This is a genomic window from Nostoc sp. WHI (assembly GCF_015714725.1).
GTDB lineage: Bacteria > Cyanobacteriota > Cyanobacteriia > Cyanobacteriales > Nostocaceae > Nostoc.
Map to the genome: position 1 here is coordinate 1 of NZ_WBKM01000037.1, position 25,138 is coordinate 25,138.

Sequence of the window (25,138 nt, forward strand, 5' to 3'; positions counted from 1 at the left end):
CCCCACTCCCCACTCCCTATGATGAGATTGATTGAACAACTGCGGCGAAGAACACCTCTAGGATGGCTGCAACTGAATCATGAAAAAAGCCGTCTTTTGGTGGCATTGTTAGGCATTGCCTTTGCGGATCTTCTCATGTTTATGCAGATGGGTTTTCAGACTGCGCTATATGACAGTAACACTAGACTGCATCGCAGTTTGCAAGCAGACATTGTGTTAACCAGCCCCCAAGCTCGTAACTTGCCAAGCTTGTCTACATTTTCTCGTCGGCGAATTTACCAAGCAATGGATATACCAGGGGTAAAGTCGGCAGAACCAATGTATTTCAACAACACAATCTGGAAAAATCCCCAAACACACCGTGAGACGGGAGTGTTAGTTATCGGGTTCAACCCAGATAAGCCAGCTTTTGACTTACCAGATGTTAACCAGCAATTGCAGGCGATAAAAATGCCTAATAGCGTCTTGTTAGATCGTGGTGCCAGAGGAGATTATCAAAAAGCGATCGCCCAAATTGACCAAGGTCAAACCCTGACTACCGAAATAGAAGGGTGCACAATTACCATTAGTGGCTTATTCCAAGTCGGGGCTTCCTTTGGCGCTGATGGCAACCTAATCACCAGCGATCAGAACTTTATGCGACTATTTTCCGGGCGACAGTCAAGCAGTGTCAGTCTAGGTTTGATTCTTCTCAAACCAGGTTATGACCCGAAAAAAGTCGCAGCAACATTGAAAGCCTACCTAAGAAATGATGTCAGAGTATTAACCCATGCCGAATTTATTGAATTTGAGAATAACTTCTGGAGAACAAATTCCCCAATTGGGTTTATTTTCAGCCTGGGTGTATTGATGGGATTTGTGGTAGGAGTGATTATTGTTTATCAAGTCCTTTCCACCGATGTTAATGCTCACATTCGGGAATACGCCACCTTCAAAGCAATGGGATATCGCAATTACTACTTGCTAGGTGTGTTGTTTGAAGAGTCCTTAATATTGGCAGCACTAGGCTTCTTTCCCGGATTGGGAGTGTCCTTAGCACTTTATCAACTGACTCGCAGTGCCACAAATTTGCCCATGCACATGACTGTGATTCGCGCCTTCCAGGTATTAGTGCTGACCATTATTATGTGTGCAATCTCCGGTGCGATCGCAACCCGCAAACTCCAAGCCACCGACCCCGCCGATATGTTTTAAAACTAGGGGAATAGGGAGTAGGGAAAAATTTTTACAACTCCTTTAAAACCTCGTTTCCAGCCTCTGGCTGGAAATGCACCTCATTGCGGCAGAGCCGCGAGTCAAGAAGGCGGCACAGAGTAGGCAAGTTGAACAACTGTCTAGTTGCTTCCCAGATTTCCTTGAAGTACTATTATGTAGCGACTGTAAGCATAATGGGTTTACTTTGTTATCTAACAAGTGATACCTATGACAAGCCACAAGAACGGCTTTGCCATCAATCTAGTTAAATTTTATGATTGTTATCAATTATCATACAGCTTGGTTATTAAAATTAACACAAATTCACTAAATTACAGTTACAAATCATTCTTTTTCGCGCCTTGCTCCGTGTTTCCCTTGTGTCCATAAGTCCTTGGAGGCTTTTCTAACATTGATGGTTTTTAATAACATCTGCTTCAAATAGGAAACACTAGTGATAATAAGTTAGTCTATTTTCCAACACAAGCAAGGGATTTTTTGTATTTCTATGATTATTGAGAATAGCGTTAGTAATTCAAACAAGAAGTTTTTCGGTTTTGATGTCAAAAGTTTGACAGATAATCGCCGCGCAATAAACATGTTAAAGGGAATATTTGCCGTTATCCCCTTCACCTTGGCATTACCTGTAGATGCTTTGCAAGTAAAGGTGACTCCAACTAATCCTAAATTAGGAGATACATTATTCGTAGAGATTAATTTAGATAATCCAGACAATGGAACAAATCCAACAGTAGTTAACGGTAATAATACATATCCAGCGTTTGAGATTGCGCCCAATCAGTATCGGGCTTTTGTTCCCACAACTCCACTCGAAAAAGCAGGAACTAGAACACTTCGAGTTGCGGGAGATGGTCAAGTGCAAAACTTAGCAGTGAATGTCCTTAATCGCAAGTTCCCCATACAACGGATTACTCTGCCACCAGGAAAAGCCAGCGCATCTGCCACAGAGTATGAACTTAAGCGCGTGGCAGCTTTTAAAGCATTACAAACACCAGAAAAATACTGGAATGGAGCCTTTCTCAAGCCAAATGCAGGGCGGATGAGTACAACCTATGGTGTACGACGCTACTATAATGGTAAGTTTGCAAAAGACTACTATCATCGTGGCCTTGACTACGCTGGTGCTGCCGGTTCACCCGTGATTGCTCCAGCCTCTGGGCGAGTTGCTTTGGTAGGTAGAGTATCCCAAGGGTTTCGGGTTCACGGTAACGTAGTGGGCATTGATCACGGTCAAGGGGTAAACAGTATTTTCATGCACCTGAGTCGTATTAACGTTAAAGAAGGTGATTTTGTGAAAGCTGGTCAACTAATTGGCGCAGTAGGTTCAACAGGTGCTTCTACGGGGCCACACTTGCACTGGGGTCTGTATGTCAACGGGCAATCTGTTGATCCTACACCTTGGCGAACCAAGGGCGTTAATTAGTAGAAGTGGAGTTGATCGCGTCTGTGCATAATTTGGTTTTTTTTGCTGAGAATTAGGCAAAATAAATTGGATTTATCCCGTCCCTACCTTGCCTGGCTAACATAAATGGATGATAAGCCTTATGAGTATCAAAAAAATTTTAGAACAAGTTCTCCAAGATGCTTATTTGACACCAGCAATGGAAGTAGAAATCGGTAGAATCTGTGACAACGTATCAGAACTTTCAATTGAAGAGCTTATGGCGCTGGATCGGCTGATGGGAGCACTATTAACTGGTGAGGTAGTTACGAACCCTTGAGAATTAGGCATAATGAATTGGATTGATACTGTCCCTACCTTCCTTGGCTAAACATAAATGAAATGATGATAAGCGTTATGAGTATCGAAAAAATTGTAGAACAAGCTCTCCAGGATGGTTATTTAACACCAGCAATGGAAGCAGAAGTCGGTAGAATCTGCGACAACGCCTCGGAACTCTCAATTGAAGAGTATATGGCGCTGGATCGGTTGATGGGGGCACTATTGACTGGTGAGGTAGTGGCGATACCTCGCAAACAATTCATTAACGTCATGGAAGAATTGGTACTGACAGAAGCGATCACCCGAGTCGCAGAAATTGAAGCCACTAGTGAAAGTTCTCTGGATGTTGGGGATATTGCTGCTTACGCTCTGAATCGGCTGCCACCTTTGTATGCCACCACAGAAGAAGGTGCTAACTTCCAGCGCGAAACGGCTCAGGCAGAGCTGAAAGAATTAATTTCTCAACAAGTAAGTGAGGCGATTAACCGTTACCTAGATCGACCTAATTTCTTCCCTGAACGACAAGCCTTAGGCAAAAACAGTGGCAATGAAGTTGTACGCCAAGTTAGTGCTTTACTCCAGACTTATGCACCTAACTTTGAGCAAAAATGATAATTTTAAAAGTCCTTTGTCATTTGTTTTAAACAAAGGACAAAAGACTTTTAATTAATCACGCACTAACACTGTTGTCCCTAAACTTACTTGCTCGTACAACAATCGGACATCGGAATTACGCATTCTTAAGCAGCCGTGGGATACAGCCGTTCCTACTAAGTCAACTTCTGGCGTGCCATGAAAGCCAATTTCATTCCGTCCATCTGACCAAAAACCAATCCATCTATCTCCCAAGGGGCTATTCGTACCTGCCTCAAATACTTTGCCAGTAATCGGGTGACGCCAGATTGGATAGTGTCGCATGTGTATCACCTGGAAAGAACCTGTGGGCGTTTCCCAACCTTTCTTACCGACAGCAATGGGGTAGCTGGCTATCACCTCATCTTTTGCGTATACATAGGTGCGGCGATCGCTTAAATCAACAACTACCTGCGTCTTAAGCCCATTAGCTGGTACTTGTTGAGCTGAGACGCGAGACCATAGAGCTTTTGGCCAACTATCCGCAACTGGATTTTGTCTTTCTGCTTGTGCCACTAGCTGCATCTTAATTGGTAGTTCGGTTGCTTTAGCTACATTTTTCTTAATAGTTTCCGGCCTAGTTTGAGGCTTGATAGCAGAAGACTTGAGTGTGAAAGCCCTCTGGACAATTGTGCGTTTAACAGTTGCTTTAGCTACATTCTTCTTAATTTTTTTTGACTTAGTACGAGGCTTACCAAAAGACTTGAGTGTAGACACCCTCCGGGCAATTGTGCGCCGAGCAGTTGCTTTAGCTACATTCTTTTTAATTATTTTCGATTTAGCAGCAGACTCAACAGCAGAGAACTTTGGTGTAGACGCCCTCTGGCCAGTTGAGCCTTGGCTGGCTTCACCAGGGGACACAGATGCACCCAACGCAATTTCCCCTAAACTCACTTGCGAGAGATTCTTGTAGACTCCCTGTGGGCGGCTTCCCTTAGGGTTGGTTAGGGTAGAATCTCGTTGCATCGAAGTAGATGCAGACTTCTCTAACTGACGTTCTGCCGTAGTAATGCGCCAATGGACAGCTAAAGATAAAAATGCTGTACCAAAACAGAGCAACATTACCATACGCCCTACAGATTCGTTTCTTACCATTGCCATCGCCTATTGTTTATCCCTGACATATCCAGCCGAGCAATTTGGATGCGTTCATCATCCGCTTATCAAAGATTTATCAATACTTATCATTTCTGCTATAAATCTGCCAACACCTGTGGGCAGACTAAGACTATGCAAACTGTCCCAGCAACAAAACTTCAAGTGAGCAGCCTCACTCCTCCGAAGTTCTGAGGGTCGTAAGCCTCTACTCGGATTGTTCTCTGGAACTTTTGAAATGCAGCAATCAATCATTAATGGTGTAGGTGGGAGAAAAACCATGTTTGAAAAACTATTGCTAGCAGCCACAATTACATTTTCCCTCAATTTCTTTTTTCAGGTTCGCGTACCAGAGCAAAATAACTCTGGTGCTACTTACGGGCCACAACCACCAGCAACTATTCTGGTAACAAAATCAAAAAAATAACTCACCATTATAGTAACCACAGCAACCAAACTTCCAGAAATTGTTGCCCGAATTTTAAAGGTATCAACAAGTTAAAATTACAAAATTTTCTCTTCATCCTCATAACCAGATTTAATTATTTTTATCAAGCGTATGTACCCAGTTGCAAAAAGTAACAAGGTGTGCATTTCGTTGCGCCTTTGTTAGCTGATGGATGCAAGGGTAACTATGCAAGCAGTATAAGGAGAAAGTAGCTCTCCTGATTGCTATCAATGTACCCAAACTTGTAGACTTCAGTAGTGTTACAGTCACAAATCCGTCACCTTAGCTAGGAACTTCTGACCCATTACCAGGTCTAATAGATAGGGATAACTTAGAGCCAGTACGATCTATGAGTCAGTCGATTACTGCATCCTGGTCAACGGTTGATGCAAACTATCCAGAAGCATCAGTGCAAGTTGACAAACTCCCTAATCACGATTTAATTTTGCGCTGTCAAGCGGGACTGCGACCAGATCGTGCTGCGTTTACAGAACTATTACGCCGCTATCAAAGTCAAGTTGATAGAGTTCTATACCACCTGGCTCCAGATTGGGCTGACAGAGCCGATTTAGCTCAAGAAGTTTGGATTCGAGTGTATCGGAATATTAGCCGATTACAAGAACCTGCTAAATTTCGGGGCTGGTTGAGCCGCATTGCCACCAACTTGTTTTACGATGAGTTGCGGAAACGCAAGCGGGTTATGAGTCCTTTGTCACTAGATGCTCCTCGATCGCTAGAGGACGGCGAGATGGATTGGGAAATCGCCGGCGATACCCCAGGGCCAGAGGAAGAACTGACAACTAGAGAATTTTATGAGCAATTGCGGGAAGCGATCGCTGATTTACCAGAGGTGTTTCGTACTACTATTGTCCTGAGAGAAATCGAAGGCATGGCTTATGAAGAAATTGCCGAAATCACTGGAGTTTCCTTGGGAACTGTGAAGTCAAGAATAGCCAGAGCTAGAACGAGGCTGCAAGCTCACTTGCAGAATTATCTAGACTCCTAATTTACAACATCTTGCCTCTGCTATTAGGCAGAATTTAAGCATTGATTAAGAATCACTATAAAGTAGATCGCTTCTGCCGTTAGCAGGAAAATTAACAATTTTTCCGAATTTTTCCTCACTTTAGCAGTGTATGAATTGGTAATAATGTTAAGATGACTACTGATTCTCAGTTTTACGATTGTTCTCCTTTGCAACTTCCTGAAAATTTGCCAGATGGAATGGCCAATCATACCAATGAATCAACGGGTCTTATGGATATGGTGAAGCGCGATCGCTTCGAGTTATTGAGTGCTTACCTCGATGGTGAAGTCACGGCTATAGAACGCAGGCAAGTAGAAGAATGGCTGGCAAATGATGCCTCAGTTCAATGCTTGTATGCCCGACTGTTAAAGCTACGCCAAGGCTTGCGGACTCTCCCAGTGCCAACAGCCCAACAGTCACCAGAAGCAACAGTTGAGCAAGTATTGACACGTTTGCGTCGCCGTTCCCGCTTAAGCTGGACAATTGGCGGTGCAGCCGTTGCTGCCTGTGTTATCGGCGCAGTATCTGGTTTATTACCTGGTGGTTCGAGGACACCTCAAATGGCACAACGACCACAAATAGAATCAGCACAAACCTCCTCAGCGTCTATGATTCCGCCTTCCCCTCTGATGGTGGGACTAAATAACCCGGTAATTGAAATTCCTAAAGCAGCAGTAGCTTCTCCTGAAGATTCAATCTACCAGATAAAGCCTCAAAGACAGGACTCCACACAGGATATAAACTAATCGCAAAGTTAACAGTTTACAGAGCATAACTGTACTTTTCGGTTAAACCGCACCCACTCCACCAGCCGTTGGGTTGCGTGTAACCTCCTAATTGGTCAACTTGTTCTAGAGTCATTAAGTAAACCCAAGCCCAACCCAAAGAGAGCGACTGTGGATCATAAACCTCGATAGTTTGTCGATTATAGAGGTTTTCTGGTGTTTGTCTAGTGGGCTGGTAATTTTCCAGTAAATCTAACTCATTTAAAATTCTTGGGTTGGAAAAAGAGAGTAAATATCCGTAAACTTGGCTATCCCCTAGCGTCATCGCTGGGTAGCCCATTGGCAGAGCAAACAATTTGCCTTGTGCAAAAGCTTTTTTGACATCTACTACCTTGTTAGCACAGTATTTTTTATAATTAGCTTCACCTGGTTTGAGCGTGCCGTAGACAAAAACCCGCACTAAATCAGAAAATTTTATATTTGATTCAACCATCGCCTATTTTAACCATTTGATTTCTTTGCCTACCATTTACAATATGGAGGCAGATACGATAACAGACCCAGTAGGAGAATTTTTGGTGGATTCCCGATATAACCCAGCAGCAATTGAGGAAAAATGGCAAAAAACATGGGCAGAACTTGGCTTAGATAAGACACCGACAGCTAGCAACAAGCCAAAATTCTACGCTTTATCCATGTTCCCTTATCCATCAGGCAGCCTACACATGGGTCACGTCCGTAATTATACGATTACCGATGTGATTGCCCGCCTCAAGCGAATGCAAGGGTGTCGGGTAATACACCCAATGGGTTGGGATGCCTTTGGTTTACCAGCAGAAAACGCCGCCATTGACCGTGGTGTGCCGCCAGCAAAGTGGACTTATCAAAATATGGCCCAGATGCGGCAACAATTGCAGCGTCTTGGTTTATCCATTGATTGGGAATGCGAACTTGCTACCTGTTCACCAAATTATTACAAGTGGACACAATGGATTTTCTTGCAGTTTTTGCAAGCGGGGTTAGCTTACCAAAAAGAAGCAGCTGTAAACTGGGACCCCATTGACCAAACTGTACTGGCGAATGAGCAAGTTGATAATGAAGGACGTTCTTGGCGCAGTGGGGCAATAGTTGAGCGCAAATTGTTGCGGCAGTGGTTTTTCAAGATTACCGATTACGCCGAAGAATTACTCAATGACTTGGATAAGTTGACAGGTTGGCCGGAACGCGTCAAGTTGATGCAGGCAAACTGGATTGGTAAATCTACAGGCGCTTACTTAGAATTTCCCATCATTGGGATAGACGAAAAAATCGGCGTATACACTACACGCCCAGATACCGTTTATGGTGTCAGCTACTTAGTGTTAGCACCAGAACATCCTTTAACAAAGCGCGTCACTACAAAAGAACAACAAGCGGCGGTAGAAGCCTTTATTAAGGAGGTTTCCAATCAAAGTGAGTTGGAACGTACTGCTGAAGACAAACCGAAGCGGGGTATTCCCACAGGTGGTAAGGCAATTAACCCGTTTACAGGGGAAGAAGTGCCTATTTGGATTGCTGACTATGTACTGTATGAGTATGGTACTGGGGCAGTAATGGGTGTACCAGCACACGATGTCCGGGATTTTAAGTTTGCTAAAAATTACGATTTGCCGATTGATTTTGTCATCGCTTCCCCATCTGATGTTGCAGGTTTTGATTTAACTCCAACATCAGAGATTGATGAAGTCACACAACTCATCCAAATTGAATACAACGAGGCATACACTGAACCAGGGATTTTAATTAATTCCGGCGCTTTTACTGGCATGACTTCTGTGGATGCTAAACAAGCAATCATTGAATATGCTGAACAACAAGGTTTTGGGAAAGTCCGGGTGCAATATCGCCTGCGCGATTGGTTAATTTCGCGGCAGCGTTACTGGGGCGCACCGATACCCGTAATTCACTGTCCCAATTGTGGAATAGTGCCGGTGCCTGATGAAGATTTGCCAGTACAGTTGCCGGAAGAGGTTGAATTTACTGGACGTGGCGGTTCACCTTTGACTCAGTTGGAAAGCTGGGTAAATGTCCCTTGTCCAACTTGTGGGACTCCGGCAAAGCGGGAAACTGACACGATGGATACTTTTATTGATTCGTCGTGGTATTTCTTGCGCTTCCCTGACGCTAAGAATGAACAACAGGTTTTCGATTCTAGTAAAATTAATGACTGGATGCCAGTAGATCAGTACGTGGGTGGCATTGAACACGCGATTTTACATTTGTTGTACTCACGGTTCTTTACTAAAGTCTTAAGGGACAGAGGCTTATTAAATTTTGACGAACCTTTCCAACGCCTGTTAACTCAAGGTATGGTACAGGGTTTAACTTACCTGAATCCCAACAAAAGTGGTAAAGATAAATGGATTCCTTCTAATCTTGTCAATTCTGCCGACCCCCACGACCCCCAGACAGGTGAACCACTGCAACGTCTCTACGCCACCATGTCTAAGTCAAAGGGCAACGGTGTAGCGCCAGAAGATGTAATTTCCAAATATGGTGTAGACACAGCGCGGATGTTCATTTTGTTCAAAGCGCCGCCTGAAAAAGACTTGGAATGGGATGAAGCCGATGTGGAAGGACAATTTCGCTTTTTAAATCGGGTTTGGCGTTTGGTGACAGATTATGTTGCTGCTGGGGTATCCCGTAAGCAAGCCCAACTCTCTGATTTAAGTAAGTCAGAAAAGGAATTGCGGCGGGCGATTCACACGGCGATTCAAGCGGTGACGGAAGATGTGGAAGACGAATATCAATTCAACACAGCTATTTCAGAATTGATGAAGTTGAGTAATGCTTTAACTGATGCTGACGGCAAAAATTCACCAGTTTACGCAGAAGGTATTCGGACTTTGGTTGTGTTGCTAGCACCCTTTGCACCACATATTGCTGATGAATTATGGCATTTATTGGGTGAAAGTGATTCAGTTCACACTCAAATTTGGCCAGTATTTGACTCGGTGGCTTTGGTGGCTGATGAAATTACTTTAGTGATTCAAATTATGGGTAAAACTCGCGGCTCGATTCAAGTGCCGGCGCAAGCAGATAAAGCAGCGTTGGAGAAATACGCGCGGGAATCGGAAGTTGCCCAGCGTTATATTGAGGGCAAAGAGATTAAAAAGGTAATTGTGGTGGCTGGAAAGTTGGTGAATTTTGTAGTCAGCTAAGTACAGGTTTGCGTAAAATCGTGGAGAATTGAGGGTGGAAGTTTAAACGCAAAGTGGCGCAGAGGGAAGCGCAGAGGGGCGCGGAGAATTGAGTTAAGGCGATCTCAGGGGGGATCGTTTTTGGTTGATACTCGGTTAGCGTTAATTTAGGTTGCAGCTATGCGATCGCCAGGATGCTAATGTCATCAAGTATATGTTGGATTAAGTATTCTAAGAGTGTTTTATTTATACACGAAAAAGCGCTTGAGAGTTTTGCTCACTCAAGCGCTTTCCCGTAAAAGCTTATACCAACTCACTCGTTTGATGCAACATTTGAAATCTGCAACACCTCCTGAGGAGGAAGCATTGCGGGGATAACTTGTGACAAACATTTGGTGAAATGGTATCACTCCTTGCACTAATTAAGAATATCTCTTTTGCAATAAAATCGGCGTTCTGGGGAGTGACAGTTTATCAACTGACACTAGTTAAAAACGACTCACTATTAATGCTAACTAACACGACTAAGCATAACTGGAGCAATTCTGTAAGTATAGTATAAAAACTTATAGTTTATGAAGACATGGATTATGGGTAAAATTTAAGAATTCATCATACCTGTGCCTCAAATTGTAAAAGTCTAGATAGACGTTTCACTTTTGGCTAAAATAGCCACTCTTCTATGAGTAAACGCCTTAACCTGGTGTCCAGGTGTGTGGTAAAATTGCCTGGAACAGAGGTTATATCTGAGTTGGAGTCCTGTATAAATTGCAAAGGTAAAGTTAACCGATATTAACTCCTACGATATTTTTCTTATGGGTTTGTAAAATATACAACAAGACTGGTGAATAACTGAGTGGAATTTGTGGATTAATATCTAGAACTTGCTACCAGACTTAACCAACTTTCTACAATTTTGACTTTAGGATACACACATGAACGATAAGCTGATGCTGATGATTCCTGGCCCAACCCCAGTGCCAGAAGCTGCGTTACTGGCATTAGCCAAGCATCCAATTGGACACCGTACCAGTGAATTTAGCAATATATTGGCAGAGGTGACGGAAAACCTCAAGTGGCTACACCAAACCCAAAGTGATGTATTGATGCTGAATGTCAGTGGTACGGGTGCTGTAGAAGCTGGAATAATTAATTTCCTCTCTCCAGGCGATCGCATTTTAGTTGGCTCTAATGGTAAATTTGGCGAACGCTGGGTAGAAGTCGGTCAAGCCTACGGTTTGAATGTAGAAGAAGTTAAGGTTGAATGGGGAAAACCCTTAGACCCAGGAGTATTTGCCGAAAAACTCCAAGCAGATACCCAAAAGCAAATTAAAGCCGTAATCATCACCCACAGCGAAACCTCAACGGGTGTGTTGAATGACCTAGAAACCATTAATAGCCACGTCAAAGCACACGGTGAAGCTTTAATCATCGTTGATGCCGTCACTAGCTTGGGTGCGTTCAATCTACCTGTGGATGCTTGGGGTTTGGATATAGTCGCCTCCGGTTCCCAAAAAGGTTATATGATTCCCCCTGGATTAGGTTTTGTCTCTGTCAGCCCCAAGGCTTGGGAAGCATACAAAACCGCGAAATTACCGAAATATTATCTGGATTTAGGCAAATATAGCAAAGCCACAGCCAAAAATACAACTCCATTTACTCCGCCTGTGAACTTGATCGTAGCGTTACACACCACGTTACGAATCATGAAAGAGGAAGGCTTGGAATCAATATTTGCTAGACACGAACGGCTCAAGAATGCTACCCGCGCCGCCATTCAAGGGTTGAATTTGCCCCTGTTAGCAGGAGATAGTTACGCCAGTCCAGCGATTACGGCTGTAGCACCACAGGGAATTGAACCGGATAAAATTCGGTCATTGATGAAAAAGCGCTTTGATATAGCCCTAGCAGGTGGTCAAGACCATCTGACAAACAAGATTTTCCGCATTGGTCACTTGGGCTTTGTGAGCGATCGCGATATTCTTAGTTGTGTAGCATCCTTAGAAGTTACCCTAACAGAACTTGGCTACAAAGACTTTACTTCTGGATCTGGTATAGCCGCAGCAGTTAAAGTGTTTACTCAATCCTGAGTAGTCAGCACTAAATCAAAAGAGCGAGTTAAATTATCAACTCGCTCTTTGAATTTATGTGTAGATGAGTAAAAACTGTATCAATAGAGCTATACATCAACCTTTGCACAAGATAGAGTGGATGTAACATCCCTTGATTTTCCTCAATCATACCAAGTTGCCCTAGATAGTATTATTTGCTTTCGAGAGATTTACAGGGCATCTTTAACACCAAACAAAACTAACTTTGGTAACTTAGTATGATGCCAAATTGGAATAAATAGTATTGTTTGAGATTCCGGTAACAGCCTTTTGATATCATGTCCGGTAAATTACTTATGATATGTCATTGCGAACGAAGTGAAGCAATCGTAGGGGTTTGGAGATTGCTTCACTTCGTTCGCAATGACACGCAATGACACGCAATGACAAGTGTTCAACCGGACATGATATGACAGAGACTTTTAATCTAAAATCCAAGTTGCGCGGAAAACGCAGCAAAGGTGCAACCTAAAATCCAAAATTAATATGATCTATGCCGTTTCCAACCAATCATAAATCTGTTCTAACTGCTCTAGAGTAATTAATCCATACTGCCAAAGAATCATTGTCAAAGGGCCCGGATCTTGCTCCCGATGCCGGAGTGCCACCGCCAGCGATGCTGTGGAAATTGCCAAATCTTCTTGCAAAAAATGAATAAGTCGAGAATATTTTGATGGTGACATTTGTATTTCACCTCCTTGTGCAGAGTGTATTGTCATATATCAGTTCACCATTACTTGGTAGCTAGTAGGCAGTATTTTATCTATCACTGTGTCCTTATCGGCTGCACAGTTTCTTTAATCTGCTTTAAAGAGAGGCTGCCCATAGAGGGTCTGGGAAATAGAAATTTTTGTACAAATCATCTGCTCGATTCTCAAGCAGCATTTTTACCTAGTTAAATTAGCTCCATCTTGTTTACTTCTGTGCTTTATTTAATCACACATGTTGTAACAAATATTCCATAGCCTATACTCCTCTATTGGCGAGTATTTACACTTGCGCCGAAGGGAATAATTTTGTGACCAAACCTGAAAACTATGATTTCAGCTTGGAGACAGTAGGATTGTATATTATTACCACATTTTTTAAAAAGTAGCGTTACAGCTAACTGTTTCACCACAAAACGTGACATTTTTTACAAAAATAACACATATTTCGATAGTATAGGATTTCTAACAAAGCAAACACCTAAATTTTTATACCCACAGAGTACCTGAGTCTCAAAACTCAATTTTGACAATATCGCCCACTTTCAACTTCAATTCGGCAGCTCGCCCCGACCGAAGTTCAATCACCTTGTCGATTGGTGTATTGGGGCCATAGGTAGGACAAGGCTCAGTTAGACAAGGAGGTGCAGCAGGCTGAATATATTTAACTACACCATTCTGTAGAAATACCATATCCAAGGATACAGGTACATTCTTCATCCAGAAACTGACTGGTTGTGCTGAAGGGAACCCAAATAGCATCCCTCGGTCATCTGGCAAAGCTGGGCGATACATCAATCCCTTGGCTTGCTGTTCTGGTGTCTGTGCCACTTCTAACTGAATCGTTGTGCCATTAGGAACAATGGCTTTGGCAGAAATTGGTAGTGTTTGACCTAAACTCTCTGGTGCTGGAGTTTGAGAACCAGAGGTGAGGCTGGGAGGTTTAGCTGTTGTTGGCACAGAACAGCCCATTAGGAAAATACTTAGCAAGATTGAGAGCAAACTTAGCCAACGAGTCATATAGTTTTTTGATTTTGTAATTTAGATTTCAATTTTACAGAATTTAAGCTAGAAAACCGACGGCTTTTATTTATCCCGTAACACAGCTGTTTTAAAATTTTGTTTCCAGATTGTGAGAAGGAATGCTCTTGATTGGGCTTGCTGCCGCTTAGGTGGGAGGCAGAGCCTCCAAGTGTGCTATTCCCAGTCTCAGACTGGGAACGAGGCAAAAACTTCTGCCTGTACTAGGATTCTCTTAAAACGTACCCTACGCCTCGCACCGTTTGAATGAGGCGCTTTTGACCTTCATCTTCAATTTTTAGGCGCAAGTAGCGAATGTACACTTCAATTACATTCGATTCACCTAGAAAGTCATAACCCCAGACATTTTCCAGAATTTGTTCGCGGGTTAATACCTCACGAGGATGTTCCATTAGGAATTTTAATAGTTCAAATTCCTTCATTGTCAAGTCAATTGCGCGTCCGTTGTGTATGGCCCGACGAGTTGCTATGTCTAAAATTAAATCCCCGAAGCGCAACTGCTCGGTGGTATCGACATCAGGTTTTAAGTAGAGGCGAATCAACTTCAAAAAGTCTTCCGAGCGGTAAGGCTTGAGGATGTAATCATCAGCTCCAGCTTCTAGACAAGCTACCCGATCATCGACTGTATCCCTTGCCATTAAAATCAATACAGGCGATCGCATACCATTGCTTCTCAGATTTTTGCACAATGAGAGTCCTGATTCTCCTGCTAGCATCCGGTCTAAAACAATTAAAGCAGGCTGGCGATCGCGACAGTATTGCAAACCACTCGTCGCATCATGAGCCAAAATCGATTCATAGCCGGCTTCTTGCAAGTCGCAAGAAAGCTGATTTGCTAGGTTCTCATCGGTTTCAATCACCAAAACACAGGGACTTTGAGCAGCTGTCATAACAATTTGGGATATTGGATTTTGGATTGTAAAAATGTTTCAAAGAAAATCTTTACATCAGTTAAAAGTGCAATTACGAGTTTTTAATGATGGAGCAATCCTGATTTGACACGCTGCTTAGGATGTTTTAGCACGTTCAGGTATCAGCCATCGAATTCTCCGATGCAATCTTAATAACTAACTCCAAATACCATCCCTACATCAGTAATTCTGGAAGGAAATCAGTAAATTAGGCAGTGGGGAGTGGGAAGTAGGGAGTGGAAGAGAATGACAAATGACAAATGATTACGGCAATTCTACCGAAGTTGGTTTAGCAATGTGTGGCAAACCCCAACCTAATTTTTCGCGCAAAACTCGGAAAAACTCAGGCGGTTGCAGGCGAATAAATCGGACACTATATTGCGATCGCTCCATATATACTCGATCCTCTGGTAGGATGTAGCATCCCCCATTGCCATCCACCACCATCACTAGCCGAGGAATATTTACTGGGTAAATGTTGACTGATTCAGTATCAGGAAATACCAATGCTCTAGAAGCTAGGGAATGGGGACAAATGGGTACCAGTTGTAAAACAGGTACGCCTGGAGTAACAACTGGGCCACCAGCACTTAATGAGTAAGCTGTAGAACCAGTAGGCGTAGAAACAATCACACCATCCGCCGCAATATCCACTGGTGCATGACGCCCGATGACAATTTCAAAATGGCACATAGAGGTTAAAGGTTCTCGATGTAAAACCATTTCATTCAAGCATAGGGCTTCCCACAGCACTAAGTCTCCCCGAAACACTTTGACGGTGAGCATGGCTCGTTCTTCAATTTCATATTCACCCGCCATCGCCTGCTCTAATGCTTGGGGCAATTGATTCAGGAAAGCTTCTGTCAAAAAGCCCATGTGACCAGTATTCACTGTTAGCAGTGGAATACCAAGGGGGGCTACCTGACGAGACGCTGCTAAAACAGTGCCGTCTCCCCCTAACACCACTGCAAACTTCATATCTGAATCAAAACCAGGGGGCGTCAAACCATCAATGGGAGTATGGCATACGGGACTCTCAGGGGTAGAGTAGCCCAGGATGCCACCGATACTCGATGTGATACATACATTCCAACCGGCTGCGGTTAGCTTGTCTTTCAACTCGATAGCGACACGACCCGCTATCGGTTTAATGTCATTGTAGATAATGCCTGCTTTCGGCACACTCAAATATCCAAGTTTAGGCGATGCTTTATATTATGTAATCCTTACACATTTTTGGTCATGTAGTCATTAATCTGGATTCAGATGTCTAGAGTCTAGAGTTTAATGACTAATGTGTGTTTTGTAATGACTATTGACTATTGACTTTTGAAGACTGTTTAAAAGGAGTTTTTTTAGGTTTCTGCTTCTTGTTTTTATTTTTCTCATAGTCTAACTCCTTGAGCTTCTTCATAATTCGGCTGAAGTACTCTTGTAGATAGCTTTCTAGGGTTGTAGTTTGTTGCTGATCTAAGCCAAAGACTGTGTATACCTCATCCATTGAAGCATTTAACTGTTTACCACTAGCCAATACTTCTGTAAACGCTAGCCTATCCGCTACGTTCCATCCCCACTGAAAGAACCGCATTAAGCCCCGGACGGCACGCAGTAAGTTTATTGGCATCCGTGTTACTTTGGCGTTTTTTCCAGATAAGCGTTCACATAGGCTGATAATTTCTTCTGCACTCCATGCACGAGTACCTACTACAGGAAAAGCTTGGTTTTGCGTTTCTGGTACACTCAATGCTCGGATAGCAAACTTAGCAATGTCCTGAGTGTCCATATAGGCGATGGGAGAAGAATTACCAGTTACCCAAACTGGCTGTGCTTCCAAAAGGGGAATCCCGTACTGACTGATTAAGCCTTGCATAAACCCAGCTAGCCGCAAGATGGTATAATTTAAGCCTGACTCAGCCAGGAAGAGTTCTGTACACCGCTTAATTTCCATTAACGGCACTTCTGGGTATTTATCAGCATCCAAAATCGAAAAGAAGATAAAACGCTCTACACCTGCTGCTTTTGCTGCTTGAATCAATGCTACTTTGCCGTCCCAGTCCACTTGTTTGATACTGAGTGAATCTGTAGGGCGAGAGGTTGACGCATCAATAACTTGGGTTACACCAACTAAAGCTTCCGCTAGAGTGTCGGGGTAACGCAAATTTCCCGGTACGAGTTCTGCACCCCATTCTTTGAGAAAAGCTGCTTTTTTGCTGCTCCGCACAAGACAGCGTACTTTATACCCCTCATCGATAGCACGACGAGCCACTTGTCTTCCTAAGGTGCCAGTTGCACCGACGATTAATAATGTCATGAGGGTTGTAATAAATTTTAATGTTTTATGAAAAGAATGTTATCAGAATAACCTATGCAAACAAAAGTTTACATCTTTTCTCAGAAAATTAATTTATCTAGAGAGATTTATGGGAAAAAAGCTTGCCCGTTAACCGGACAAGCTTTTTTCCCATTTCAATGAAAAAGGGAGTGGGAAGAATAATAACTCTTAACTCAGCACTCTATTATTCTTCTGTGCCCTGAATTTTCAGTAACAACGCGCCTAAGCCCCAGCCCACGAAAATTAAACCGAAAGACAATAGAGCTGCATTCAAAAGTTCGCCGCCCATTGGTGTGATTCTCCTTATGCAAAGTGGTGTGTAAACTAGGTCTACCAGAAGCTTTTCAATAGTTGCTGTAGGATTAGACCAGTGTAAATAATTTTAAACTAGTTTAGCAGGCAATCCCTACTGGTTTGGAAGGCAATCCCTACTGTTGGGAGAGGGGAAGATGGGCAAATTTGATGATAATAATTATGAAGAAATTTTATGTATCAAATTAATTTAGGGAATTTTGGCAAAGTAAATCGCCCACGTTTGGCGCTGACGTTGGGAGATCCGGCGGGGATTGGGGCGGAGGTGATTTTGAAAGCTTTAGCAGAGCCGGAAATTAGTACAAAATATGACGTTACAGTGGTAGGTAACACGGATTTGCTGGCACAGACTTATCACAAACTAAATTTAACTGAGAATCTAGCACCTTTGGCAAATCCAGACGAGTTGTTAGTCAGCGATGTGCAATTAGATGGGGAAATTAAAGGTAAAATTATCCCAGGAATAGGTAATGCGGCGAGTGGTGCGGCTAGTTTTGCGTATATGGAATATGCGATCGCTCAAACACTTGCTGGTAAATTTGATGCTATTGTCACGGGGCCCATCGCTAAATCTGCTTGGAAAGCCGCAGAGTATAATTATCCAGGGCAAACGGAACTTTTGGCACAAAAATCAGGTGTTGACCGTTTTGGAATGTTATTTGTAGCGCGATCGCCCCATACTGGATGGACGCTCCGCACCTTACTTGCTACCACACATATTCCCCTACGTCAAGTAGCTGATACGTTGACACCGCAGTTATTGACACAGAAACTAGATTTGCTGGTGGAGTGTTTGGAGAGGGATTTTGGTATAGAGAGAGGAAGAATTGCGATCGCCGGTTTGAATCCCCACAGTGGCGAACAGGGACAACTAGGACATGAAGAACAGGATTGGTTAATTCCCTGGTTAGAGCAAGAGCGGCAAAAACGACCACAATTACAGCTAGATGGGCCGATACCACCAGATACGATGTGGGTTAAACCTGGTCAAGCTTGGTATGGAAATTCTTTAGTACAAAATCCTGCTGATGCTTATCTAGCACTTTACCACGACCAAGGCTTAATTCCTGTAAAGCTGATGGCGTTTGATCGGGCAGTTAATACTTCTATTGGTCTTCCTTTCGTTCGCACTTCACCAGATCATGGAACAGCGTTTGATATTGCGGGTAAGGGAATTGCTGATGCTACGAGTATGAAAGCAGCAATACATTTAGCGGCTGAGTTGGTTAGTCAAAGATTGGCGGCGAGAAAACTATGAATTATTTCATGATTTATAAATAGACTTGTCCAAAGAATCATGGAAGTGCAACCAAGAGAAATTAGGGATTACCTGACAGTAGATGGAAAAAATATTTTTGATGAATGGCTTGATTCTCTGCGAGATAGAAGAGCAAAAGCTAAAATAAGAGCCAGACTTGACCGAGTTGAAGATGGTAATTTAGGTGATTGTAAGTCAGTTGGAGAAGGTGTTTTTGAATTGAGAATCGACTATGGCTCAGGTTATCGCATATACTTTGGACAAGAAGGGATAACAATTATTATTCTTTTGTGTGGTGGAGATAAAAGCACTCAGGAACGAGATATTGGTAAAGCTCAGGAATATTGGAAAGACTATAGGAGTAAAGATAATGCCTAGAAGTGTAAGCTATCACGAAGGACTAATTAAACATCTCCAAGACCCACTAGAAGCAGCATCTTATATCGAAGTAGTTATAGAAGAGGGTGATCCTAAAATGTTAGGAAAAGCGCTCACAAATGTGATTGAGGCACAGGGTGGAATTGATCGGTTTCCAGCGCAAGTTAAACAATCCTATGAGCAACTCGACTTGATGTTATCTGAGCAAGGAGAAATTGAATTTTATTGTCTGAGGAAATTACTGGATGCATTGGGATTACAGCTAGCAGTAAGGGACTTGCGGTTTAATAATGTACCAATGAAATTTTGGAATCTTCTACTTCATACAGATTGTCTAGCTGGTATTTTATTTTTACGCGAGTCCCTAACAGTGAAGTCAGCATGAAGGTGATTTCTTAAGGATAGTTTAAATCACTCGCTCTTATACCTTACCAATTTATTTTTCTCAACTGTTTTCTAGGGTTAACAATCCTGCTGATAAATCCACTACCAACCGTCGATTTTTGAGCCACTCACGACCGAGTAAAACTTCTGAAACTCCATCACCTGCATAAACAGGGATATTAAACTCTTGTCCATCTATTCGCACTTTTCCAGCGTAGATATCAAACTTTGCTTCCCCCTTTGCTAGTTGCATATTTCGTTCACCTAAATACACCCAATCAAATTCCTCTAAATCCTGCTTGTCAATGGCTAGCCAGCCTGAAAATCCTGTATCTAGCATGGCATCGACAGGTAATTCTAAACCATCAGCAGTAATCAACTCTATTTCAAAAAATAGCTGTTCCTCATCACCAAAGCTGCCTTGAATCATATTGTGCCAGCTATTCCTGTTTCATTAATCCGAAATATAAACACCGGAGTATTCGGGTGCTGCTGACGAGATTTATTTATAGCAGCTAATTCATCTGTATCAGTAAAATAGTCTCCACTCTCAGGTTCAACAGCTACATACCAGTTGTGGTGACTTTTGATTAATTCTGGCTGAACTCGGTCAAAAATAACTTTAGAGCGTTGGTAAAATGCCTCTTGTTCAGCTTTCCATTGAGCTTTTTTTTCTTCTGACCACTGAATATCAGGGAATATTCTTCCTCGACGAACTGTGCGAATAGGCTTTGGATTAGTCATTGTTATTTTTCCCAATCTATTTTGAGATTTTACAACTAAATCATCGAAGCTATTTACTAGCTTCAAGTAAAGGCAATTTAACCAGTCATCCACTCGTTGGGTGGCTGGGATTTCTTTTTTTTGTGCCCTTCGTGTTGTAACGAAGATTGAGCCAGCTAACGCTTGGAGTAATGAGTGAAATACAGTTGTTTACTGCTTGAGTGGATAGGATTTACTTCTTTTTTTCACTTTGGATTAATGAATTTTGATTTTTAGGAGTTAATAATGAATTCCGATATAACTATTGGATACGTTCGTACTGACCTTCAAAGTCTTCATGATTGGACTAATCATCAATTTGGCATGAAGTCAATGTCTTCTAGTCGGGTTGCTTTTGATCGAACTCACAAATGGTTTGGATACGAGGTAATACTACTAAAGCCTAATGCGAAAATCAAGAAAGGACATTGGGATGCGAGGGTTAATCGACTTGGCGATCGCATTCTTCCAGGATGGGATTGTGCCTTACTCTGCCATTATCGTCCAGGTGGTGGCATGATCGAACACTGTGACCACTCTGTTTTTGAACCTTTGGTAGTATTAGTAAATATTGGACATGCTACTTTCCGCATCGGTAATCAGGAATATCAGCTTGAAGATGGTCAGGTTATTAAGTTTGATTCTAGTATTCCCCATGAACTACTTCCGGTTGTATCTGATCGCTGGTCTTTGTCCTTTCGCCGGATTAAGTCACAGGATTTACGGTTCTAAACTTATGTAATCCTTTTCATGTAAGGATTATGAGGCTGTTCTTGTATCGCTGATGTCACTCTATATTAAATCTTTGTAACTTGCGCTCCCATCGGAAATACAAACTTTCTCCATCTACCTCATCTGTCTCTTCACTTTCATCAATGAGGTCTTGGTTTTTCTCCTCTAATTCGCGCATATACTGCCTGAGTATACCCCCAACAGCGATCGCTCTACTTTTATGCAATTGACGGGTTAACTCTAAAAACCATTCTCTATCACCCACCAAATCTGACTCTTTCACCTGATACTTGAGAATTTCAGGGATAAGTAGTGATGGGTTATGATGTTTTGCGATCGCGCTAGTATGAACAACAGGCTGGTAATCAATCCGCAAGCACTGCTGCCACAACGCTACCCATTTGGCATGAGAAAGATAGCCATGACTGAAATACGAAGGCGGCACCATTGCCAAAATATGTAAATGCGGGTGTGCTGAGACTCAATCTCTACCTTTAGTTACTTCTGTGGACTTCACCCAACCTTTCGCAGGCCATGCTTTCAATTCAGTGAATCGCTTAAAACCTTTATTCATCGAATCCAAGTTTTCCCTGAGTTCCTCAATCTGGCAATTCCTTACAGTCAAGGTGACAAATAGCCAACGGTGCTTGGGGTAATCAGTGACAACCTGTGGGAGAATTTTGTAAGCCCTTGCTTTCCACATGAGCGATCGCCGCCACTGACAAACCGGACAATGACGAACTCTACAAAATCGGGCATCTGATAGCTTTAACTTGAGAATACCTTCCGATTCTTCTGGCACTAATTGAAACTTCAGCAACTCGGAACACATTCTCATCCGCCAAGCATATTGCTGAAAATAATCTTCGTCTGCTTTGGCGTAATAATGCAAGACTTTATCAGTATTAGCTCTGTGTTTATCCCAAATTTTACCTATAGGCGAAACTTCGGATAAGCTTTGTACATTTTGATTTTTTTTGAACTTATCTTGAGACGATATATTAAAAGTAATAAAGTTACTGTCTGAGGCTTGAGCAGACACGAAATCACCGAATCAGTTTGTATCAACGCCCCAAATTAACGCAAGTTATAGGGTCAAGCCTCAGTAAAAGTATTTAGGTAAGTCAGATGTCATGATAATTTATAATTATTACCCCATGCCTAAATGCACTTTTTTTCTCCATTAGTAAACAATAGTGCAAGTACTGATTAATTACGAATTACGAATTACGAATTACGAATTACAAATTAGTAATCTCGTCAGGCGCTTCAAACTTGTAACCATAGCCCCGCACAGTTTTAATAAACTCCGGTATGCTGGCATCGACTTCCATCTTCTTACGCAACTGACCAATATGCACATCAACCACCCGTCCATCTCCTGCGTAGTCGCAACCCCAAATTTTTTGGATTAACTGTGGGCGACTCCAAGCCTGACCTGGATGACTTGCCAAAAAATGTAAGATATTAAATTCCAGAGCTGTTAAGGTGAGAGGCTTATCGTTAAGTGTTACCTCCCGCCCCTCTGGGTTAATTGCTAGCTGCTTGAAAACTATACGTTGTGTTGGCGAGGTGTTAATGTAGCGTATCCGCCTCAAAAGAGCTTCTACTCTAACTTCAATTTCTGCAAGACTAAACGGTTTAGTCATGAAATCATCAGCACCTGCGCTTAAGATTTTAATTTTATCAGCCTCGTCAGTCCTACTAGTGAGTATCATCACTAAAACATTATTACGACTCTGCATCTCTTGGCAGAGGTTATAGCCATTAACATCCGGCAAATTCCAGTCCAGAATCACTAAGGCTGGGTTGAATTGCTCAAATAACGATAAGGCAGTCTTACCGTCTGCTGCCGACTCTATTTGATATTTCCGACTTAAAAAACGATATACGAGATTTCGGACGCCGAAGTCGTCATCGACAATCAGAATTTTGGGACTAGTAGCGGTCACCATAACCATAATGCTGCCTTGCTGCCTATTATTGATTGGGCGATTTGCTGTTGCGCTAGTTTTGCTTTACGTGTTCCTGTTGAGGGTAGATTCACGCCCGTCTCTGCTTAGTAACTACGATTACTACTGTAGTACCTGTACACAATTAATTTTCCATGAAGTTGATGAAAACCTTAGCCATTACAATGTATAAGTATTGTATAATTTTGGATTTATATTGTATAAATTTTAACTTTTGTACTTAAGACGAGTGTAATTGAAGACCATCTCCATAATCGCAAATAGTACAGACGCTGATCTTCAGTATATACGCAATTCCCCTACTCACGGCTGACAACACCTAGCCACTTATTTATAATTCTCAACTTTTATTAACAATTTTATCTCTTGTGGTTTTGTAAGCATCAACAAAAGTCCTGAATGATTCTTGAGAGATATTCTCTCTCACCAAATCATTTGCTACTTGGGCAAGAATTTTATCTAGCTCTTGTTGAATTAGATGTTGATTTAGCTGGCTATCTTGTAATAATTTAACCACTGCCTTGATGTATTTAGCAGAAACTTCTCTCTGCTTTTGTTCAATGGCTTCCTGAGCAAGTTGTCTGTCTCGTTCTATTGCTTCTCTAGTAGTTTTATAAGCTTCGTTAAAAGTTCGGAATGACTCCTGTGAAATCTTTTCTGCAACCAAAGCTTCAGCCGCTTTTTTGAAGGTATCATCCAGTTGTTTTTGTCTATCATCAAGATTGGTTTGACTGTCATTCATTAACTTTAGAGTTGACTGAAGATACTCATCAGCTTCATTTTTTCTACTTCGTTCAATCCATAACTTAAATTGGCGAAACCATTCAACTATGAGCAAAATAAATGTTAATAACAAAGCTACATAATCAGCATTTTCTTGGATAAAAGAGGGTTTATCTCGTTCATAGAAGGCGAAAGCCCCCGGATGAAGAGAAATACTAATATTATCCGTAGTATTAGGGCGATTAATGCTAGCAATCAAGGGTTTAATTTCAGCATGATCTTTAGCGATCGCATTAGCTATTTCTCGACGATATTCATATATAATCCGAGTAAATTCTTGAATTACACGGGCATCTACTTTGTCACTTGCTAATAGTAGTCTGGGTACTGCTACTGTCGGCAAATCAGTTGTAGGCATAGGAGGATTGCCTCTGTATGCGCCTTGGGGAATAATAGCGGTTATCAACGTAGGGTACTTAATTTTCATTGCCTGCCCCTGAAGAATAGGCAGTAACCGTCCCTGATTATTCTTCACATGATCGAAGATAGATTTATTACCTGAAGCGCGGACGCGAAACACAGCATCTGCCCTTTGGTTGCGAAAATCTATATCTGCATTTTGATCATCATAATTGGCAATAGGTTTGCCGCTACTGTCTAAGCCTGTAATTTTGAAATCGTTTTCGCTCAGACCGTAATGAGCCGCTACTTTGAGAAAAGAATTATATTGCCCACCACTAGCAGGTATAGCAATGATTTTACCCTTAAGTTGAACGAATTGCTCAATTTTGGGATCTCTAACAACTAACTGAAAAAGATCCTGATATAATACTGCTACAGTTTTTGCCTGAGGATTTGCTAATTTAGCCTTGCTGTTTGCCAACATATCCATTTCCTGAGTTGCAACATCTGCTTGAGCTGCTGCTAACTGAGCCTTACCCTCTTCTAACATCTCTAGATTTCTTGTTGTGCCATCAGTTGCTTCTACAATAATTTTGATGTTGGATCTGCGTTCAACTACCTCTTTTATAGCTTCGCTGATGATATAGCTTTCCCCCGTTTTATTGCCAGCCGCTAGAGTAAGTTGAGGTGCTGTTAAACGATTTATCAAATTCCAAATAATTGCTGCAACTAACCCTATACTTATCAACCCAAGACTCAAAAAAACGATCTTAGATAGAGGATCATCATTCGGAAAAGAACTTAAAAAGTTGGATTTAGCAATATTTTTAGATGTTGTCATACCTATAAAAAGTTTGATTTATCAAGTACTCAAGAACATTCTAAAAATATTTTATACCATTTCTTTGCAAGGTTTGTAAGAGGATGTTTGAAAAGTATTTTGCTGTGATTTTAGGCACTTGTTGATCCCCCCTAACCCCCCTTAAAAAGCTACGGTGTACACACAAGTCTTTTAGAGTTGCCCCACAGGCTTTTGATCCCCCCAACCCCCCTTAAAAAAGGGGGCA

The 25,138-nt window shown here is 42.1% G+C and carries 25 protein-coding genes and 1 pseudogene; 13 read left to right on the forward strand and 13 right to left on the reverse strand.

Features of this window, described 5'->3' with window-relative positions; all coding sequences use genetic code 11:
* Nucleotides 1-21 precede the first annotated feature (21 nt).
* The 4 genes from devC to F8S12_RS03470 all read left to right on the forward strand — a co-directional run bounded on the left by devC (nucleotide 22) and on the right by F8S12_RS03470 (nucleotide 3,550).
* Nucleotides 22-1,194 carry an ABC transporter permease DevC gene (devC, locus tag F8S12_RS03455; protein ID WP_196514827.1) on the forward strand — a complete coding sequence of 391 codons (1,173 nt, stop codon included), beginning with the start codon at nucleotides 22-24 and terminating at the stop codon, nucleotides 1,192-1,194.
* Nucleotides 1,195-1,702: 508 nt separating this feature from the next.
* The gene (locus F8S12_RS03460) at nucleotides 1,703-2,638 is read left to right on the forward strand and encodes a M23 family metallopeptidase (RefSeq protein WP_196514809.1); all 936 of its coding nucleotides are present in this window, start codon (nucleotides 1,703-1,705) and stop codon (nucleotides 2,636-2,638) included.
* Between the two features lie 121 nt (nucleotides 2,639-2,759).
* Nucleotides 2,760-2,936 (forward strand): hypothetical protein, encoded by a 177-nt coding sequence (locus F8S12_RS03465; protein ID WP_442946783.1) that lies wholly within the window; start codon nucleotides 2,760-2,762, stop codon nucleotides 2,934-2,936.
* A gap of 77 nt (nucleotides 2,937-3,013) precedes the next feature.
* Nucleotides 3,014-3,550 (forward strand): late competence development ComFB family protein, encoded by a 537-nt coding sequence (locus tag F8S12_RS03470; protein ID WP_196514810.1) that lies wholly within the window; start codon nucleotides 3,014-3,016, stop codon nucleotides 3,548-3,550.
* A gap of 54 nt (nucleotides 3,551-3,604) precedes the next feature.
* On the opposite strand, the gene F8S12_RS41915 is transcribed toward F8S12_RS03470, so the two are convergent.
* Complete coding sequence (locus F8S12_RS41915; RefSeq protein ID WP_331001339.1) at nucleotides 3,605-4,201, reverse strand: L,D-transpeptidase; 597 nt, start codon at nucleotides 4,199-4,201, stop codon at nucleotides 3,605-3,607.
* A 703-nt stretch (nucleotides 4,202-4,904) separates the two neighbouring features.
* Between F8S12_RS41915 and F8S12_RS03480 the strand changes: the two genes are divergently transcribed.
* The 3 genes from F8S12_RS03480 to F8S12_RS03490 all read left to right on the forward strand — a co-directional run bounded on the left by F8S12_RS03480 (nucleotide 4,905) and on the right by F8S12_RS03490 (nucleotide 6,887).
* Nucleotides 4,905-5,093, forward strand: a complete 189-nt coding sequence (locus tag F8S12_RS03480; protein ID WP_196514811.1) for a hypothetical protein — start codon at nucleotides 4,905-4,907, stop codon at nucleotides 5,091-5,093.
* A 370-nt stretch (nucleotides 5,094-5,463) separates the two neighbouring features.
* Nucleotides 5,464-6,120 carry a sigma-70 family RNA polymerase sigma factor gene (locus F8S12_RS03485; protein WP_196514812.1) on the forward strand — a complete coding sequence of 219 codons (657 nt, stop codon included), beginning with the start codon at nucleotides 5,464-5,466 and terminating at the stop codon, nucleotides 6,118-6,120.
* A 152-nt stretch (nucleotides 6,121-6,272) separates the two neighbouring features.
* Nucleotides 6,273-6,887, forward strand: a complete 615-nt coding sequence (locus F8S12_RS03490) for an anti-sigma factor family protein (RefSeq protein ID WP_196514813.1) — start codon at nucleotides 6,273-6,275, stop codon at nucleotides 6,885-6,887.
* Nucleotides 6,888-6,903: 16 nt separating this feature from the next.
* On the opposite strand, the gene F8S12_RS03495 is transcribed toward F8S12_RS03490, so the two are convergent.
* Nucleotides 6,904-7,359: a gamma-glutamylcyclotransferase family protein gene (locus F8S12_RS03495; protein ID WP_196514814.1), complete on the reverse strand. Its 456-nt coding sequence runs from the start codon at nucleotides 7,357-7,359 to the stop codon at nucleotides 6,904-6,906.
* Between the two features lie 85 nt (nucleotides 7,360-7,444).
* Here F8S12_RS03495 and leuS point away from each other — a divergent pair, with 85 nt between their 5' ends.
* Both leuS and F8S12_RS03505 read left to right on the forward strand, forming a co-directional pair.
* On the forward strand, nucleotides 7,445-10,066 hold the full coding sequence (gene leuS, locus F8S12_RS03500) for a leucine--tRNA ligase (protein ID WP_196514828.1): 2,622 nt from the start codon (nucleotides 7,445-7,447) through the stop codon (nucleotides 10,064-10,066).
* Nucleotides 10,067-10,980: 914 nt separating this feature from the next.
* On the forward strand, nucleotides 10,981-12,135 hold the full coding sequence (locus F8S12_RS03505) for a pyridoxal-phosphate-dependent aminotransferase family protein (protein WP_196514815.1): 1,155 nt from the start codon (nucleotides 10,981-10,983) through the stop codon (nucleotides 12,133-12,135).
* A 512-nt stretch (nucleotides 12,136-12,647) separates the two neighbouring features.
* On the opposite strand, the gene F8S12_RS03510 is transcribed toward F8S12_RS03505, so the two are convergent.
* The 6 genes from F8S12_RS03510 to petM all read right to left on the reverse strand — a co-directional run bounded on the left by F8S12_RS03510 (nucleotide 12,648) and on the right by petM (nucleotide 17,436).
* Nucleotides 12,648-12,875, reverse strand: coding sequence for a DUF2949 domain-containing protein (locus F8S12_RS03510; RefSeq protein ID WP_094352561.1), 228 nt, complete (start codon nucleotides 12,873-12,875; stop codon nucleotides 12,648-12,650).
* Nucleotides 12,876-13,376: 501 nt separating this feature from the next.
* A complete protein-coding gene (locus tag F8S12_RS03520; RefSeq protein ID WP_196514816.1) occupies nucleotides 13,377-13,883 on the reverse strand; it encodes a DUF192 domain-containing protein in 507 nt (168 codons plus the stop codon).
* Between the two features lie 224 nt (nucleotides 13,884-14,107).
* On the reverse strand, nucleotides 14,108-14,794 hold the full coding sequence (gene nblR, locus F8S12_RS03525) for a response regulator transcription factor NblR (protein ID WP_196514817.1): 687 nt from the start codon (nucleotides 14,792-14,794) through the stop codon (nucleotides 14,108-14,110).
* Nucleotides 14,795-15,079: 285 nt separating this feature from the next.
* Nucleotides 15,080-15,997, reverse strand: coding sequence for an NAD(+) kinase (locus tag F8S12_RS03530; RefSeq protein ID WP_196514818.1), 918 nt, complete (start codon nucleotides 15,995-15,997; stop codon nucleotides 15,080-15,082).
* A gap of 130 nt (nucleotides 15,998-16,127) precedes the next feature.
* Nucleotides 16,128-17,126: an SDR family oxidoreductase gene (locus tag F8S12_RS03535; protein ID WP_196514819.1), complete on the reverse strand. Its 999-nt coding sequence runs from the start codon at nucleotides 17,124-17,126 to the stop codon at nucleotides 16,128-16,130.
* A gap of 205 nt (nucleotides 17,127-17,331) precedes the next feature.
* Nucleotides 17,332-17,436 (reverse strand): cytochrome b6-f complex subunit PetM, encoded by a 105-nt coding sequence (gene petM / locus F8S12_RS03540; RefSeq protein ID WP_118167852.1) that lies wholly within the window; start codon nucleotides 17,434-17,436, stop codon nucleotides 17,332-17,334.
* A 198-nt stretch (nucleotides 17,437-17,634) separates the two neighbouring features.
* Between petM and pdxA the strand changes: the two genes are divergently transcribed.
* Genes pdxA through F8S12_RS03555 form a run of 3 tightly spaced genes read left to right on the forward strand, consistent with a single transcriptional unit; the run spans nucleotide 17,635 to nucleotide 19,480 of the window.
* Entirely contained in the window at nucleotides 17,635-18,717 is a 1,083-nt protein-coding gene (gene pdxA / locus F8S12_RS03545; protein WP_196514820.1) for a 4-hydroxythreonine-4-phosphate dehydrogenase PdxA, read from the forward strand.
* A gap of 39 nt (nucleotides 18,718-18,756) precedes the next feature.
* Nucleotides 18,757-19,095: a type II toxin-antitoxin system RelE/ParE family toxin gene (locus tag F8S12_RS03550; RefSeq protein ID WP_230967760.1), complete on the forward strand. Its 339-nt coding sequence runs from the start codon at nucleotides 18,757-18,759 to the stop codon at nucleotides 19,093-19,095.
* On the forward strand, nucleotides 19,088-19,480 hold the full coding sequence (locus F8S12_RS03555; RefSeq protein ID WP_230967761.1) for a helix-turn-helix domain-containing transcriptional regulator: 393 nt from the start codon (nucleotides 19,088-19,090) through the stop codon (nucleotides 19,478-19,480). Before F8S12_RS03550 ends, F8S12_RS03555 begins: the two co-directional genes overlap by 8 nt.
* Before the next feature lie 60 nt (nucleotides 19,481-19,540).
* Here the strand turns inward: F8S12_RS03555 and F8S12_RS03560 are convergent, their stop codons facing one another.
* Both F8S12_RS03560 and F8S12_RS03565 read right to left on the reverse strand, forming a co-directional pair.
* Nucleotides 19,541-19,909, reverse strand: coding sequence for an aspartyl protease (locus tag F8S12_RS03560; RefSeq protein WP_094330896.1), 369 nt, complete (start codon nucleotides 19,907-19,909; stop codon nucleotides 19,541-19,543).
* Nucleotides 19,906-20,223 carry a hypothetical protein gene (locus tag F8S12_RS03565; RefSeq protein ID WP_196514821.1) on the reverse strand — a complete coding sequence of 106 codons (318 nt, stop codon included), beginning with the start codon at nucleotides 20,221-20,223 and terminating at the stop codon, nucleotides 19,906-19,908. The genes F8S12_RS03560 and F8S12_RS03565 overlap by 4 nt, the downstream gene beginning before the upstream one ends.
* A 264-nt stretch (nucleotides 20,224-20,487) precedes the next feature.
* Here F8S12_RS03565 and F8S12_RS03570 point away from each other — a divergent pair, with 264 nt between their 5' ends.
* Nucleotides 20,488-20,973, forward strand: coding sequence for a hypothetical protein (locus F8S12_RS03570; RefSeq protein ID WP_196514822.1), 486 nt, complete (start codon nucleotides 20,488-20,490; stop codon nucleotides 20,971-20,973).
* 55 nt (nucleotides 20,974-21,028) lie between these two features.
* On the opposite strand, the pseudogene F8S12_RS40215 reads toward F8S12_RS03570, so the two are convergent.
* From F8S12_RS40215 to F8S12_RS03590, 3 genes and pseudogenes are all read right to left on the reverse strand, one after another.
* Nucleotides 21,029-21,811: pseudogene (locus F8S12_RS40215) on the reverse strand (protein rep).
* 403 nt (nucleotides 21,812-22,214) lie between these two features.
* Nucleotides 22,215-22,934, reverse strand: a complete 720-nt coding sequence (locus F8S12_RS03585; protein ID WP_196514825.1) for a response regulator transcription factor — start codon at nucleotides 22,932-22,934, stop codon at nucleotides 22,215-22,217.
* Nucleotides 22,935-23,286: 352 nt separating this feature from the next.
* The gene (locus F8S12_RS03590) at nucleotides 23,287-24,912 is read right to left on the reverse strand and encodes a TAXI family TRAP transporter solute-binding subunit (protein WP_196514826.1); all 1,626 of its coding nucleotides are present in this window, start codon (nucleotides 24,910-24,912) and stop codon (nucleotides 23,287-23,289) included.
* Between the last annotated feature and the right edge of the window lie 226 nt (nucleotides 24,913-25,138).